This is a genomic window from Synechococcales cyanobacterium T60_A2020_003 (assembly GCA_015272205.1).
Classification (GTDB): domain Bacteria; phylum Cyanobacteriota; class Cyanobacteriia; order RECH01; family RECH01; genus JACYMB01.
Map to the genome: position 1 here is coordinate 1 of JACYMB010000107.1, position 14,181 is coordinate 14,181.

Here is a 14,181-nt window from a genome sequence, read left to right on the forward strand (position 1 = left end):
ACTAGTGGAGCCTCTTACGATACCCACACTGCTGGTCTTGCCCAAGCAAGGTATTAATCGTACTACATGGCAAATAAAGCCCTATCAAACCCATCTCGAAAACTTGGAAATTGTGTCAATTCCAGGACATCACTGGTGTTTTCTGACGGAACCATCAGCCTTTAGTGCAGTTGTGTGCTCTTTCCTGGCAAAACAACGTTAAGACAGTAATCGACGTTGTTCATCGCAGAGCTTAATTCCAATCTATTTCACCTTGATATCGCTCAGGTGAGGGGCGATCGCCCCAGGCCACAAAACCGAGAACATCAACTCTTGGCAGTACCCGTGATCTTGATCACTTTAAGGGCTGAGATGAATCAGAGATTACGCTGACTCGTATCACGCTAACATCTGTCCAAGATCATTCAGAATTCCACGGAATATCACCCTGCTAAGCCGCATAACCATAGATGATTAGAGATAGGTATCAACGCTATCAGCACTTATGGAATCTCAGTACTGAGATGTTATAGATGTGGTCAGGGTGTAGGACTGTTGGATTGCAAGAATTGACCTGGGATTGATCTAGGCGGCAACGACTGAAAACTGATGTCAAAATTCAATTCCCAAAATAAGCTAGAACCAATTCTTAAGCCTGACATCCTCAAATTTGTATTTCGTCTTACGCATGTTCTGTTCTAGCGATCGCTCCGAATCTAGTTGCTCTAAAAATGTTTGATCTCGCCAGCTCCTAGATCTTTAAAGTCTACTCTCGAACCATGCACACTGACGCCGCATCATCCCTCAATCAATGTATTCAGAAGCTAACTTGGGCATTAGAGTCACTCAATGCTGTTGTCCACCACTCTGTAGCTTTAGACATATCAAGCTTGATCATTCAAGCCATGAGTGGCCCTTGGCGGCATTATCATACGCCCCAACATGTGTTTGAACTATGCAATTCAGATGATCCCATTGAAGTATTAGCGGCGCTGTTTCATGACATCGTTTATGTGCAGGTCGATGGGCATATTCACCTCAATCTTTCCTTTTACTTAGCGCCCTACATTAAACAGACTGGTAGAAAAATTGTGCTTCGCCAAGCGGGCGATATGCCCAAAAACCTTGAGGTAGACATCGTCATGTCTATCTTCGGTGTTTGCCCTGGCGACGATCTGCTGCCCCATATGGGACAAAATGAGTTTTTGAGTGCCCTAGTTGCTGCTCGTATCTTAAAACCGTTACTGCCGCTATCGCAGATTGCTGAGGTCGTGACCTGTATTGAAGCCACGATTCCCTTCCGAGCACCCGAAGCAGAGGGGATAACGGCGATCGCCAGTTTGCAACACCGACTCACCGAAACGAGCGATCGCTTTGCCTTGACTCTCTCCGCTCAGGAAATTGAAACCACAATGCTGAGAGCGGTTCGACTCGCCAATCGCGACCTTAGCGGCTTCGCCACACCATCGCCTGCGATTTTTCTGGATAATACTTGGAGTCTGCTACCGGAGTTTAATCACGCCCTCAAAAATCAGTTCTCCTATACCGTGCGCGACTATCGGATGGCGCTGCATAAGATGGAGGTCTTTCTCAACTATCTTTCACCCCATGATATTTTCCATCAGTTTCAGGCAGAACCTACCGATGAAATCTATCGGAAATGGATCGAAACCGCAAACTACAACCTCTCTGTCGGACGGCTTTACATGGGGAGCAAACTGGTCAGTATTGCGATTCTCGAAGCGTTGGCGGCTCGATATGGATTGAATACCCAGTTGTCTACATTTATGGGGGATTTGCCATCGGGTTCAGTTCGCCCACCGCAACTATCGGATTTTCTCCCCACTGTGCCTAAGCCGTATCAGCCGCGTACAGATGTAGAGCGGGATGTGATGGTGTTTTTAGAGGTTGGCCGACATCGCGACACCGATTACGATGTGCCCAATTCCCCCCTCTCCACCTTCTTGGTCAAAGAGCTAGGGTTTCAAGAGATGCAGCGGCAATTGCAAGACGCCAAACGGTTCTTCCAAGGGGAACTATCGTCAGAGCATTTTCTCCTAGGATTCCGGTCTGATCTCATTGCCATCATCACCTACGCCATTTTTGAATTAATGAAAACTAGACTGCGATCGCTCATTTTTGGTGCGGGGGCGATTCAAAAAGCGTAGAACTCCCCCAGGACTTTATAAACTTTTCTGTGTTTGTCATAACATTTTTGTATTTTTCGGATAGAGACAAGGGAGAGTGTCACCCTAAAAGTAGGTCTGACTACTTTAGGTATACAGAAGCGAGAACAGTATGGATACTAACGACTTAGCTCGACAAAAACTGGCCGAACAGCGTCAACAGGAAGACCAGCGCGAAGAGTCAATGCGGACTCGTTCGGAAGAGGAACTCCAAGGTTCAGAGAATCATTTAGATGAAGAAGCACGGGAGCATTTAGCCCAGCAACGGCAGCAGGACGATCAGCGCCAAGAGTCTCTATTACAACGTTCTGAAGAGGAAGTTGGCCTGTAGTCACCTCCGGTTCCAATAGCATCAAAGGGCGATCGCCGTTCCGATGATGTAAAGGAGAGCGATTGCCTCAGATGCTTACAATCTTGCGTCTGGCCTCCGCTGCGTAGCCGTTTCTAGGGTCTCACTTGTTGTGGGTAAGGGAAGCTGCGTTTGAAATCGACTAAAAACGATGTCACCCCAGTTCCAGGAGGCATACCAGTAGAGATCCTGCTTAACGGTGCGGTACTTGGGATGATCCGACCAGTGTACCTGCACTACCCCTAGATTGGCCTCCCCCACCACCTCTGGCCCTTCCTGCATCCAGCGATTGCGCCAAAGGCCTAAGAGCCATTGCTTGAATCGGCTACTCCGCTTGGGCTGTAGACTCAAAACCCACGAGACAGAACGGCGAAACAGTTGGGCAGGGGGACGACGAATCCACTCAATGCGGTAGTGCCAGTCCGGGGGCACTTCACACTGGGTCAAGGCCATCGCTCGCTCTACCCCCACCTGACGCTGCGTTTTGAGGCGAAATTTCTGAATCGTCGGCGGTTTGCCCGGAGCCTGCCGTTTCATCCACCAAACCAATCCTTGAATCGTCTGGATTTCGATCTGCTCGGCGCGATCGCTCCATCCCATCAGTTCGCGATCGCCCTCTGGAACTAAGCATTTCAGCTTGGTATGCACGGCACGGGTTTTCCATTCGGCGTTCTTCAACGCGCTGGAGGTGAGTTGGGTCAACACATGGGCAGTCGTTTTGCCGGACTCATACCACCAGTAGTTGAGCCGCACCATCGCCCCATAGTGGATATCACCAGAGAGAATTACCACCTGTTCGCGTTGGGCAAAAAGGGTTTTCAGAAACCGTGAGAAAGCTGATTTATGGATATTCCAGGCATCGCCGACATCGTTGTCGAACACGTTGCCCTGATGCAGTTGACGATGCTGCACCCAGTCGATTACTTGCAGACTGACAAGGTTGGTCGGAGCCACCAGAATAGTGAGATCAATCGAGGTCTGTCCTTCAGCATTGAGGCGATCGCTCTCATCTAGGGCATCCTTAACCTGCGCTTGAAATGCTGACGGGCTGAGCAACATGGGCGGGGCGATCGCTTGGTCGTTGGATGGATAGCCGCGCCACGTTCGGGTATCTAGCACAATCACCTCATGGCGATCGCTCCGTACCGTATAGTACCAGCGCAACGATTCTGGGGCATGGTCGAGAATCCAAACGTCACCCTCTAGCCGCAGCAAGGGCAATCCAGTAGCAGGATCAGAGGGCGGCAATCCCAAATACTGGGCGATCGCCCGTCCGGTTTCTAAATCCAGGCTCTCGGACGCACACCACTGTTCCGCCGCGCAGAGAAGCTTTTCACCAATTTGACCCGATTCAAACTGCTCTGGCGTATTGCCCCATCCTTGACATAGGGTATAGGCCAGTAATCCATTTTGAACGGTTCGATAGCCTAGGGGTTTACCCAACACTCGCAAGCACCACGCCTGGTTCAAATACCAGTCGTCGCTAATGTCATGATCGTCAAAGATCATGTACGTCGGCACGTTGGCAAGGGCACGACGCACTTTCCACAGCATTTTTGCGAAATTTTCAATGCCGATAGATTCTCGTTTCCATTCTTTGCGCTGCCGATGATCAAGATGGATATCCTCACCCCTCGGAACCCCCGACCACAGCACCGGAGACCACGACAGGAGATAGGTTGTGCAGTATTCACCAAAACTGAAGAGATGACTATCGGCATAGTCGGCCTTATTCCGAATGCCAGCCGTAAATCCCCCCTGCTGGGCGGCGATTGCACTACGGTGGCCGGGAGGCAAATCTGATGGATGCAGATGGGAAGGAGTCCGTCCGGGATGTAGCGGAAGTTGTTCCTGCCAACCTAAAAGGGTGGTTGCGGCATCTTGCGTGATGTACAGCATGGGATCTGCCACATCATCGCCGTAGATTTGATCTCCCGTAAAGAAAAGCTGATGCGGACGTTGATTGGGTTGATCGGCACTCGCCCCAATGAGGTCATCTAAAATGGGCAACGTATCTTGACCGTAGCCATGAATTTTTCGACACGATCCGTGAACAATTCGAAGCTGCTCAATGTCTTGTGGGGGCAGAGCAAAGGTCGGTAATCCGTGTTCAAAGTAGCTCATGCTGATTGGAGACTCTCCTGAACCGTGCAGCGCTTCCCGTAGCGTTTGATTCGGGGATGGGTCAGAACAGGTGAAGGCTAAATCATAGGCATAAATCTGTCCGGGATGAAGCGTAGAATCGGCGTCAGATTGGTTTGGAGGGGCGATCGCCGTTACAGCTACAAGGTGCAAATGCTGCCCCAAGGCGATAGTCTGTCGTGAGCCTTGCAGAATCCGACGGGTAATCACTTGTCCCGCTTCATCCGTTGCATACACGGTGAGCGTCACCCCCCACGACTCTCGGAGCGCGACCCACACCGTCACCCGCTCTGGTTCAGTACGCCGCAGAATCGGCCCAGCCAGAACGAGCGGCAGAGAGGAGAGGCGATCGCGCAAAGGAAGCCAGACCATAGGGAATAGCGAAGGGTTGAGAGGATCTACCGTCACTATAGGGGGAAACTAGGACTGATCACGTCCCTCCCAGGGGCGAACCCATCCAGCAATGTTCACCGTCTAATCCCCACCGACGCTGATATTGGTACCATAGACCTGAGCGTTGGTCAGGGTAATACCATCGACCGATGCCCCCGTCACATCCGCGTGGTACATCGTGACATCCGTAAAGTCTACGCTATTCAGGTTGGCATCCGTCATCACAGCGTTTGTTAGGAATGCGCCTGCTAAATTGGCACCTTCTAAATTCGCACCGGCCAGGTCTGCGCCCTCTAGGTTAGTACGTGATAGGTTAGTGCCTTGTAAATTGGCCTCGCGCAAGTCTGCACCAATGAGGTGAGCCCCCGTTAAATCTGCATTTTCTAAATCACACACGTAGCACGCTCCGGTGCGAAGCAATTGCTCAACGTGATCCGGATTTTCAGCTCGCGCTGGAGCAGCAACAAAGAGTGTTGGAACCAGCGCAGCAAGGGTCAAGAAGATAATGCGTTTCATAAACGGCTGCTCCTTCAAACGATCTGCGCACTAGCAAGGATCTACACGAAGGAAAGATTTGATTTCGCAAAGCGATCGCCGTCTTCTAAATCAATGGGTCTTCTAAATCAATGGGATGGAAGGGACTGATGGGAAGTAAGCCGACGATCCACTAACGTTCCTACAACGTAGATCTCGCTTTCTTATGCTTCTATTGTCGCTAAAAAGACTTAGCAGCACATCTATCGTCCGGGTGAATATTCACAAAAAATAACGACCCACGCATGACTCAAGCTTGCAACCTACGCCCCAATCACGTATTTCTGCCATTCCTGATGAGTGCCACTCTTGATGTGTTTTGTGACCTCAAAATACAGACTGCTGTGGGGACGGTGCGGCGCGTGGCGCAGGAGCATGTTGGCCTCTCTAGGCGTCCGATTTCCCTTTTTAACGTTGCACCGTACGCAAGCGGTGACAATATTTTCCCAGGTATCGTTCCCCCCGCGCGATCGCGGCACAACATGATCCAGCGTCAGGTCATCACCGCTATAGCCACAGTATTGACAAGAGTGCCCATCGCGGTGAAGAATGTTTCTCCGGGTCAAGGGAATTTCCTTATACGGCACACGTACATAGTGCCGTAGGCGAATCACCGTAGGAAGGGGAAAATCAGCGTAAACAATCTTACCGTTATGCTCGACTTGCTCTGCTTTACCTTTAATGAGAAGCACAATCGCTCGACGCCAGCTGGTGATGTTGAGCGGCTCGTAGGAAGCATTCAGCACCAGAACCTTACTCATTGATGTTAGTTCAGTCTGTCGTTATATAAGGGACGTAACGATTTTTCCAGATGGTAACACAGCTAAAACCGGATCTGGACGGACGGACATGAAAGACCTTGGAACTTTGATCCCTAACTCTAAATTGAAGGGTGTCTCGTTTGATGGTGTGGGATCCGCGATCGCCCGATAGTCGTTCTGCTGCGGTCTCGTTAGAATGCAGGGAAGACGCTACTTACAATTGCCTATGACGGTCAGTCTCGCCCAGTACGAAACTCTTCTCGCCGACTACAGCAGCCAATCAGGGGCGATCGCTGTACTCCGCAAGTACCGTCCCTACCTGGAAAAGGTGCCCAGTATGCGGCGACCGAAAGACAGCCTGATCTCGATCCCGCTGCCGTTAGTCCGGGTGCATCGCAGATTGGGATTGTCTGAGCAAGTCTTGGAGGCCGTGCGTCTGCCCTGCGACACCGCAATTCTTATGTGTGACCCAGAGTGGAAAATCAAAACTGGGGTTGAAATTTTTGTCTTTATCCACCGTCCCCATGAGGATTTTTCTGAACTCTTGGATCGGTGGCGGCAAACTCAGATCATTATGGAGCGCGGATACGAATGGGTGATGCCCCAGCGCTATCGCCACATTCTCAATGAGGGGGCTGAGGAAGCTTTTCCGTTATTCGTTGTCTTCCCGCAAACCCCGGAGCGGATTCGGAAAGGGTTGAAGGGAGCGTATCTACCCGTGATTATGGAATCTGTGTCAACGGCTGATGCAGAGGAGGAGGAGGATTTGGAGCTAGAGTCCGAAGCAGCGCTGTCCGTGGACTCGTCCAAGCTGGATACGGCCCAAGAGGAGTAGATGATGTCTGGTGGTTTCTAGGATGCGATCGCCCATTGGCTGAGGAGGCATTAAAAGATTGATCTGTCTCTATTCAAAACGCAGAGCAAATCGATAGTAGCTCATTCCCTTCCCCAGACGTGCTGGAAACCACGGCAGCAGGCGCGATCGCCGCTATGTGGAATATGAACCATTGCTATCCATTGCTTGACGGGTTTTAGAAGTTAAGCGAAACTGATTATAAGCTGAGGTAACCCCTCAGTATTTCAACAATTTTTCTTAACAAGAACGCTTTTCGTTACAGATTGTAAACGAAAGGAATCGTGTCAGCGCAGTGAACGAGGTTTGGGTGTCCAAGCTTATCACTCGCCACCATTCGTGTAGGAACGCTCGAAGGTTAACGAGTCGCATGGAAACACTGGAATTCATCATTCATCCAGACGGTCGTGTTCAGGAAAAGGTGACAGGTATTCAAGGCTCATCTTGTGCTGAAGTGACGGCTGCTCTTGAACAACAGTTGGGTATTGTGATCAAGCAAGACACTACCTCGGAATACTATAACCAGCCCTCTGTGCAGGCTGTGTCCGAGTCAACCTACGCTACGCGCAGTGAGTGGTAATCCAGCTCAGGTTTTATCTAGATTTTTCGATTTTGTAAATGTCACGCTATTGAAAGAGTCCTCATGTCGCACTTTAGCCAAATCAAAACTCAGCTTCGAGATCTGACGTCGTTGCAATCCGCGTTAACCGATGTCGGTATTGACTGGAAGGCAGGCCCCCAGGAAATTCGCGGATATCAAGGCCAAACCCATGCTGCCGCGATCGCCATTGAGCAAGACAATGGATACGACATCGGCTTTAGCTGGAATGGTCAAGAGTACGAACTCGTCGCCGATCTCCAATACTGGCAGCAGCCCTTGTCTGTTCAAGGCTTTTTGAACCAGATCTCCCAACGCTACGCCTTCCATACTGTGATGACCGAAACCACTCGTCAGGGCTTTCAACTCACGGAACAACAGCAGAATCCCGACGGTTCTATTCGTCTTGTGCTTCAACGCTGGAGTGCTTAATCCTGCATTCACTCGCTAAATCAAGTTCAAGAGCAGAAGGGGGCAGCATGCTGTGCCCTTTTGTTTTAGGTCATAACTGACGGATGAAGCAACTATGACAGATACTTTGTATCCCGAATCAACAGGCGATCGCGCCTCTAGGCAAACCGGGTTTGAACCGGAACTCGGCGGACAGTGGCGCAATGCCCCGGAGCGCAGTGGCTTTGAACCGGAACTGGGCGGGCGCGATCGCCAAAAAGGGGTCTATGTGGATGAGATTACCTGCATCGGCTGTAAGCACTGTGCCCACGTTGCCCGCAACACCTTCTACATCGAGCCGGACTATGGCCGAGCACGGGCAATTCGCCAAGACGGAGATGCTGAAGAGGTCATTCAAGAAGCGATCGATACGTGCCCCGTCAACTGCATCCAGTGGGTGGACTATACTGCCCTCCGCCGTTTAGAAGAGGAACGTAAGTATCAGGTAATTCCCCTGCCCGGAGGCGTGACTGATCGCACCCCACTACGCCCGCAGGGCAAAAAGAAAAAGCCGAAGCCCTCGTCGTAATGATTGAGTAAACCGTTCTGTGTCTAGCTTCTCTTCATCATGTCCCGATCTCGATCTGCACCGTCTACCTCCAAGTCCGCCCACGAACCGGCAATTGACCTCACTGAACCGAAGTACTACCTCAGCCGCGAACTGAGCTGGATTGAATTTAATCGGCGGGTATTGCATGAAGCACTGGACGATCGCACCCCCCTTTTAGAACGACTAAAGTTCACCGCCATTTTTAGCAACAACCTCGACGAATTTTTCATGGTGCGTGTCGCGGGATTGAAGCGGCAAGTGGAAGCGAATGTCAGCAAACTTACGCCCGATGGCCTCACCCCCCAACAGCATCTCGACGCAATTAATCAACACCTTGGCCCCATCGTTCAAGAACAGCATCACCACTTCAATCAGATTCTTAAGCCCCTGTTAGCGCTTCATGGCATTTATCTTCTGGACTATGTCGATCTCAACCCAGAGCAGCAAACCTACCTGCAATCCTATTTCAAAGAGCAAATTTTTCCAGTATTGACACCGCTAGCCGTTGACCCCGGCCATCCGTTCCCCTACATTTCTAATCTCAGCCTGAACCTGGCTGTCGTTCTGAAAGACGAAGAAAAAGATGCGGAACTGTTCGCCCGCGTCAAAGTTCCTAAAAAGGTCTTACCCCGCTTTATCCCGCTACCTGCCGATCTGTGGCACCCCATCCCAGACCAAGAGCATCCGGTCGTTTGGGCGGGTGTGCTGTCTGAGCAAGCGATCGCCCACAACCTAGAATTTCTGTTCCCAGGGATGAAGATCCAGGAATACCATCCCTTTCGGATCACCCGCGATGCCGACTTAACGGTTGCGGAAGATGAAGCCGATGACCTGATGCTGGCGATCGAACAAGAGCTACAAAAGCGACGACTCGGTGGCTCGGTCGTCCGTGCTGAAATTGCCGCATCCATGCCCGACACCCTCCGCGAAACGCTGATGCGCGAAATGGGGCTATCGGAAAAAGATGTGTACATGCTTGATGGCCCACTAGGACTAGAGGACTTAATGTCGTTCATGGCACTACCCTTGCCCCAACTGAAAGATCCTGCCTGGTCATCGGTCGTTCATCCGCGATTGGCGCGGTTGCGAGATGTTACCGCTCTCAATGAAGAGGAGGATGCAGAGGACTTTTTCGCAATAATCCGGCAGCAGGACTTATTAGTCCATCACCCCTATCACTCCTTCACCTCCAGTGTGCAGCGCTTCATTACCCAGGCCGCCCATGATCCAGATGTGGTCGCCATTAAGATGACCCTATATCGAACCTCTGGCGACTCACCGATTGTCAATGCGCTGATTGATGCAGCAGAGAACGGTAAACAGGTGGTGGTCTTGGTGGAACTCAAGGCACGATTTGACGAAGAAAACAACATTCTCTGGGCACGCAAGCTAGAACAGGCTGGAGTTCATGTTGTATATGGATTAGTGGGTCTGAAAACCCACACTAAAGTGATCCTTGTAGTACGGCGGGAAGCCGAACATATTCGCCGCTATGTCCATGTCGGCACAGGCAATTACAATCCCAAAACCGCTAGGCTATATACCGATCTCGGCCTGATTAGCTGCCGCGATCCCCTAGGGGCTGATCTGTCTGATTTGTTTAACTACTTAACAGGATATTCTCGGCAAAAAACGTTCCGAAAATTGTTAGTAGCTCCCATCAACTTGCGCGATCGCATGATGGAACTTATTCATCGTGAAACAGAACACTGCCGCAACGGGCAGGAAGGCCGCATCGTCGCCAAGATGAATTCCTTGGTTGATCCGAAAATTATCCGCGCACTGTACGAAGCATCCCAAGTCGGGGTTAGCATCGATCTGATTGTGCGTGGTATTTGTTGCCTGCGACCGGGCATTCCCGATGTCAGCGAAAATATTCGGGTTATTAGTATTGTGGGTCGCTATCTTGAACATTCCCGCATTTTCTACTTCTACAACAACGGGAACGAAGAGGTGTTCATCGGTAGTGCAGACTGGATGCCCCGTAACCTCGATCGCCGTGTAGAAGCGGTGACTCCTGTCGAAGATCCAACGTTGTGTAAGGACTTGCAAGAGATCTTAGGGGTCATGTTATCGGATAATCGGCAGGCGTGGGAGCTACAGCCCGATGGCAGCTATATTCAACGACGCCCCGAACCTCGGCAAGAAGCTCAAAGTTCGCAAAGTGTTCTAATGAGTATGGCCTTAAAATCGGCAAGTAGCGTTTAGATTAAACGTTCCAAAATTTGAGTTGCCATCGTAATCAGCACTGGAGAGAGTCACGGTATGCGTCTGCATCCTCATCGGCAGCAGGAATTGCAACAGTTCATTCAAGATCTCGGATTGCCGGATGATGCCCCTATTCGTTGGGAGTTGCTGCATAAAGCCTTAACCCATCCAACCTACTCAGTCGATGCTAACTACGATCAGTTAGAGTTTGTTGGCGATGCGGTTGTGAAGCTAGCGACGGCTGAATTCCTCCTCACTCAATATCCTGCTCAAAAGGCAGGGGAGATGACTGCTATTCGCTCCATCATGGTGAGCGATCGCGTCTTGGCGGAGATTGCGGCGCGGCACCATCTCGATCGCTATTTGCTAGTAGGCAGTAGCGCAGCAGGCGATCGCAGTGGGCGTGATTCCCGCTTAGCAGATGCCTTTGAGGCGGTTCTGGCCTCCCTCTATCTCAGTACCCACGACCTCAGCTTGATTCATCCTTGGCTCGATCCTGAACTGCAACCCTTAGCCGATACGATTCGCCGCGATCCCGCTTTTCTAAACTACAAGGGTGCCCTGCAAGAGATGACTAATGCTCTCTACAAAACCTTACCGGAGTATCGGGTGAAAGACGTCACCCAAACCCATGATGACCCGGAACGCTTTTCCGCACAAGTTTGGATTCTAGGGGAATGCTACGGAAGCGGACGGGGGGCATCCAAGAAAGCGGCAGAACAAGCAGCGGCTCAAATTGCATTTTTAGAATTGCGATCGCGCCTCAATCTAGACCTGTAAACCGATTGGGTCGTTTTGAAAGGGAGGGGGAAAGTCTTAGGACGACGATCCGGCAGGCGATCGCACATCGGGGCGATCGCTTGGGAGTAGCCTATCATTGGATTCCCGCGACGAGGTTGGTACCGAATTGAGTAACGGCATTATGATCTCCACCGTTGTGCCTTGATTGACGCCTGCACTCGATAGCGTAATGTCGCCTCCCATCAGCCCTATCAAATTTCGCGAAATAGCGAGTCCCAGACCTGTCCCCTCAAACTTTCGCGTTGTACTGCCATCTACCATCACAAAGGGCCGGAATAGTTTGTGCTGCTGCGCTGGGTCAATCCCAATGCCAGTGTCAATTATCGAAACGACTACTTGCTGATACTCTTGATCCCCACTAATGTGCAGATCGCCTTTGATATTTTCAGGAAGGGGTACCGTTAGCGGTTCAATCCGAGTTTTAATCGTAATGCTGCCCTGATCGGTGAACTTAATGGCGTTGAAAATCACATTCAGGAACACCTGTTTCAGCTTTCCAGCATCTGCATAGACGATTAACGGTGCTGACAAGTCTGGAGCATTCAGCATCAGTCCTTTTTGCTGGATATCAACCGCTTGCAGCGCGACCACATCCTGAAGCAGGGTTTGAATATTAACCCGCTCTAGCGACATGGCTAAACTTCCAGATTCAATTTTGGCAATGTCAAGCAGATCGTTAATAATTTTGAGCAAATGGGTTGCGGCATCAAGAGCGCGATCGAGAAACTCAAGCTCTTCTTCTTCAGAGTCACAATACCCATCCCGAATCAGCCGCACGCAACCAATAATGGCGTTCAGAGGCGTCCGTAGCTCGTGGGAGGTATTGGCTAAAAACTCACTTTTGAGTTGATTCGCGGCTTCGGCCTCTTGCCATGCGTTCTCCAATTCCGTTGCCCGTTCTTCCAAACGCTGCATCATTAAATCCAGGGCCTGGGCAAGATTGCTGAGTTCACGGATATTAAAATCGGGATTGGCATAGCCTGACTGATCTTTTTGATGCACTCGCAGCGCATGCTGTCCTAATGTTTCGATGGGATCGGCTAACTCTTTGGCAAGATACAGCAGGGCTAACAAATTGGCTCCGAGCAATCCAGCCATGACCCAAACGATGGTGTGAGTAATCACGTCTAGTCCGCGCAGCGCATCTTGAATCTCGGTAATGGCGATAACAGCATACTCTTCTGCCTGAGTCGAACCAGTTTGTAATGTAAGTGGAACGTAGCCTGCAATCCACTCTTTACCGTCAGGGGAGAAATTAAAAACGTGACGAAAATTTTGAATGCCTCGATCCGCATCTAAAAGGATGGGCGTTAGACTATCCACGTTCCACTGATCGGTAGGATACGCCTGCGGATGCGATAGAATCTGTCGCCTATTCAAGTCAACCAGGACGGTATATCCTAAAAATGATCGGGGTTGTCCGCTTTCGGGCGGATTTAAGATGGATGTCGCGGAGAGAATGGACTGTAGCTCGCCCGCAGCGTTGTAGACAGGAACCTGCACCGTGGCTTCTAGATCCGTAGATTCTGCCGAGACCGGATCAGCAGGGGATGACGAGGAGGGGACAGGGGCGATCGCCACATGAAACGGAGTAATCCCGTCTGAGGTCGGAGTAGACCAATCTGAGAATAGGGACGGATCTAGCGACGAAGACGGATCAGAACAGGTGGACGTTGAGGCGATCGCCGCTCCGGTTGGGGCAGCGTGAAGCTGTACGCACTGTATGGATATCTCCGAATACTGCTGCAAGTGGTCTAGAAATGGCTGCGTTCTGGCAACGTCGTTATTAATTAGGACATTACTCTGGCTTGCTGTTTCCAAAATAGCTCGCAGAGTTTGAACATCGGCATCAATATGCTGAGCTTTGCTGGTTGCGCTTTCAACCAGATTATGATTTGCCGTTAGCAATAAACTGGTACGCGCTCTCCAAAACGTGCACGCAACTCCGATCAGCAAAATCGGAACGCTGATAAGCAAAACCCGCGAGATGAGAACTCGGCGAAATGATGATTGACCTGGCATAGCCGGAGGTGAGAATGGGTATGTGATGCAAAGCCAGTTACATAGCTTTAAACACTGACTACTGGACTCAGTCTAGAGACTGTCGGGGGCTAGCATCAACCCAGAATCTACAAGCTTGTGACTAGATCTGGTCTTTCTTTGTGAAGAGTCTTTAGGGAGAGGGAGAGGTTCATCTAGGTCTAATCTAGGCTTAGCCTAGGATCCAGAGATTTTTTAGCCAAGAGATGATAAGCAATTTTATGACTGTCTCATCATGCTTTCTGGCAACCTTTTGGGTGCCCTAAACCACGGCGTTCAAACGTGACGTACTCCCGACACCGATGCAAACATACGGTGCGGGCTTCTCCCACCGGAA

General features: G+C 50.7%; 11 protein-coding genes and 1 pseudogene. 8 read left to right on the top strand and 4 right to left on the bottom strand.

Annotated features, from left to right (window positions below; genetic code table 11):
• The first annotated feature begins 758 nt into the window (after window positions 1-758).
• Both IGR76_05455 and IGR76_05460 read left to right on the top strand, forming a co-directional pair.
• On the top strand, window positions 759-2,147 hold the full coding sequence (locus IGR76_05455; GenBank protein MBF2077963.1) for a hypothetical protein: 1,389 nt from the start codon (window positions 759-761) through the stop codon (window positions 2,145-2,147).
• A 130-nt stretch (window positions 2,148-2,277) separates the two neighbouring features.
• On the top strand, window positions 2,278-2,496 hold the full coding sequence (locus tag IGR76_05460) for a hypothetical protein (GenBank protein MBF2077964.1): 219 nt from the start codon (window positions 2,278-2,280) through the stop codon (window positions 2,494-2,496).
• A 75-nt stretch (window positions 2,497-2,571) separates the two neighbouring features.
• Here the strand turns inward: IGR76_05460 and IGR76_05465 are convergent, their stop codons facing one another.
• From IGR76_05465 to IGR76_05475, 3 genes are all read right to left on the bottom strand, one after another.
• Window positions 2,572-5,028, bottom strand: coding sequence for a PhoD-like phosphatase (locus tag IGR76_05465; GenBank protein ID MBF2077965.1), 2,457 nt, complete (start codon window positions 5,026-5,028; stop codon window positions 2,572-2,574).
• Between the two features lie 102 nt (window positions 5,029-5,130).
• Entirely contained in the window at window positions 5,131-5,565 is a 435-nt protein-coding gene (locus IGR76_05470; GenBank protein MBF2077966.1) for a pentapeptide repeat-containing protein, read from the bottom strand.
• Between the two features lie 281 nt (window positions 5,566-5,846).
• Window positions 5,847-6,344: an HNH endonuclease gene (locus IGR76_05475; protein ID MBF2077967.1), complete on the bottom strand. Its 498-nt coding sequence runs from the start codon at window positions 6,342-6,344 to the stop codon at window positions 5,847-5,849.
• A gap of 226 nt (window positions 6,345-6,570) precedes the next feature.
• Between IGR76_05475 and IGR76_05480 the strand changes: the two are divergent.
• The 6 genes and pseudogenes from IGR76_05480 (at window position 6,571) to rnc (ending at window position 11,783) form a co-directional block, all read left to right on the top strand.
• A pseudogene (locus tag IGR76_05480) lies at window positions 6,571-7,101 on the top strand (hypothetical protein).
• Window positions 7,102-7,567: 466 nt separating this feature from the next.
• Complete coding sequence (locus tag IGR76_05485) at window positions 7,568-7,777, top strand: DUF2997 domain-containing protein (GenBank protein MBF2077968.1); 210 nt, start codon at window positions 7,568-7,570, stop codon at window positions 7,775-7,777.
• Window positions 7,778-7,840: 63 nt separating this feature from the next.
• A complete protein-coding gene (locus tag IGR76_05490; protein MBF2077969.1) occupies window positions 7,841-8,227 on the top strand; it encodes a DUF1257 domain-containing protein in 387 nt (128 codons plus the stop codon).
• 94 nt (window positions 8,228-8,321) lie between these two features.
• Complete coding sequence (locus IGR76_05495; protein ID MBF2077970.1) at window positions 8,322-8,774, top strand: ferredoxin; 453 nt, start codon at window positions 8,322-8,324, stop codon at window positions 8,772-8,774.
• Window positions 8,775-8,813: 39 nt separating this feature from the next.
• Window positions 8,814-11,003 (top strand): polyphosphate kinase 1, encoded by a 2,190-nt coding sequence (gene ppk1, locus IGR76_05500; GenBank protein MBF2077971.1) that lies wholly within the window; start codon window positions 8,814-8,816, stop codon window positions 11,001-11,003.
• 57 nt (window positions 11,004-11,060) lie between these two features.
• A complete protein-coding gene (rnc, locus tag IGR76_05505) occupies window positions 11,061-11,783 on the top strand; it encodes a ribonuclease III (GenBank protein MBF2077972.1) in 723 nt (240 codons plus the stop codon).
• Window positions 11,784-11,819: 36 nt separating this feature from the next.
• On the opposite strand, the gene IGR76_05510 is transcribed toward rnc, so the two are convergent.
• Window positions 11,820-13,712, bottom strand: coding sequence for a HAMP domain-containing histidine kinase (locus IGR76_05510; GenBank protein MBF2077973.1), 1,893 nt, complete (start codon window positions 13,710-13,712; stop codon window positions 11,820-11,822).
• Window positions 13,713-14,181: the final 469 nt, after the last annotated feature.

Excerpts from the sequence above, each read along its gene's own strand:
- IGR76_05455 (MBF2077963.1), top strand. The coding sequence starts at position 759 with ATGCACACTGACGCCGCATCATCCCTCAATCAATGTATTCAGAAGCTA.
- IGR76_05460 (MBF2077964.1), top strand. The coding sequence starts at position 2,278 with ATGGATACTAACGACTTAGCTCGACAAAAACTGGCCGAACAGCGTCAA.
- IGR76_05465 (MBF2077965.1), bottom strand. The coding sequence starts at position 5,028 with ATGGTCTGGCTTCCTTTGCGCGATCGCCTCTCCTCTCTGCCGCTCGTT.
- IGR76_05470 (MBF2077966.1), bottom strand. The coding sequence starts at position 5,565 with ATGAAACGCATTATCTTCTTGACCCTTGCTGCGCTGGTTCCAACACTC.
- IGR76_05475 (MBF2077967.1), bottom strand. The coding sequence starts at position 6,344 with ATGAGTAAGGTTCTGGTGCTGAATGCTTCCTACGAGCCGCTCAACATC.
- IGR76_05485 (MBF2077968.1), top strand. The coding sequence starts at position 7,568 with ATGGAAACACTGGAATTCATCATTCATCCAGACGGTCGTGTTCAGGAA.
- IGR76_05490 (MBF2077969.1), top strand. The coding sequence starts at position 7,841 with ATGTCGCACTTTAGCCAAATCAAAACTCAGCTTCGAGATCTGACGTCG.
- IGR76_05495 (MBF2077970.1), top strand. The coding sequence starts at position 8,322 with ATGACAGATACTTTGTATCCCGAATCAACAGGCGATCGCGCCTCTAGG.
- ppk1 (MBF2077971.1), top strand. The coding sequence starts at position 8,814 with ATGTCCCGATCTCGATCTGCACCGTCTACCTCCAAGTCCGCCCACGAA.
- rnc (MBF2077972.1), top strand. The coding sequence starts at position 11,061 with ATGCGTCTGCATCCTCATCGGCAGCAGGAATTGCAACAGTTCATTCAA.